Origin of the sequence: Blautia sp. DFI.1.216, assembly GCF_020594215.1 — a bacterium.
In the GTDB taxonomy this organism is placed as follows: Bacteria; Bacillota; Clostridia; order Lachnospirales; family Lachnospiraceae; genus Blautia_A; species Blautia_A wexlerae.
The window spans coordinates 1-873 of the sequence record NZ_JAJDML010000151.1; the positions used below are offsets into that span (position 1 = coordinate 1).

The window sequence follows — 873 nt, forward strand, 5'->3', positions numbered from 1 at the left end:
TTTTCTTTCTTTTCCTCCGGGTACTTAGATGTTTCAGTTCCCCGGGTTCCCTTCCATACGTTATGGATTGGCGTATGGATACATAAGGTTTGCTCATGTGGGTTTCCCCATTCAGACATCTCCGGATCACGGGATATTTGCTCCTCCCCGAAGCTTATCGCAGCTTATCACGTCTTTCATCGGCTCTTAGTGCCAAGGCATCCGCCCTGTGCCCTTATTGCTTGACCTTTCGCTTCATCACCCTAGCGTAGGTGATGCGGTCGTTTGATTCTCATTGTTTTTGATAACTTTGTTATCGATGTCTTCCTATCTTGCGTTTTATGAGATACTCTCATATCTCTTAACGTTTTGTATCAAGGATATTTGATTAACTTTTAATCAAATTTCATGTATGCAGTTTTCAAGGTACAATTTATATCAGGCTTAACACTTAACCTCACGGCTAAATTTTTATAAGCCAATGGGCTTAAGTGGACTCGAACCACCGACCTCACGCTTATCAGGCGTGCGCTCTAACCAGCTGAGCTATAAGCCCATCTTGAAATCTTTCGATTTCAGTGGAGATGAAGAGATTCGAACTCTCGACCCCCTGCTTGCAAGGCAGGTGCTCTCCCAACTGAGCTACATCCCCATTTGATCTGGCAGCCACCTGCTCTCCCACACCGTCTCCAGTGCAGTACCATCGGCCGCTTAGGTCTTAACCGTCGTGTTCGGGATGGGAACGGGTGTGTCCCCTAAGCGCATCACTACCAGAAATGTTGTTATTCAATTTTCCTTGATAACTCAACAGTAAAACACATTCTTTACTCTACTTCTTCTTCCTTAGAAAGGAGGTGATCCAGCCGCACCTTCCGATACGGCTACCTTGTTACG

Annotated in this window: 2 tRNA genes and 2 rRNA genes; all 4 read right to left on the minus strand. The window is 45.6% G+C overall.

Features of this window, described 5'->3' with window-relative positions:
- Nucleotides 1–227: ribosomal RNA gene (locus LJE11_RS19155) — 23S ribosomal RNA — on the minus strand; the annotation flags it as partial.
- A gap of 234 nt (nucleotides 228–461) precedes the next feature.
- Nucleotides 462–535: transfer RNA gene (locus LJE11_RS19160), tRNA-Ile, on the minus strand.
- Between the two features lie 23 nt (nucleotides 536–558).
- Nucleotides 559–631: transfer RNA gene (locus LJE11_RS19165), tRNA-Ala, on the minus strand.
- 5 nt (nucleotides 632–636) lie between these two features.
- Nucleotides 637–754, minus strand: a 5S ribosomal RNA gene (gene rrf / locus LJE11_RS19170).
- Nucleotides 755–873: the final 119 nt, after the last annotated feature.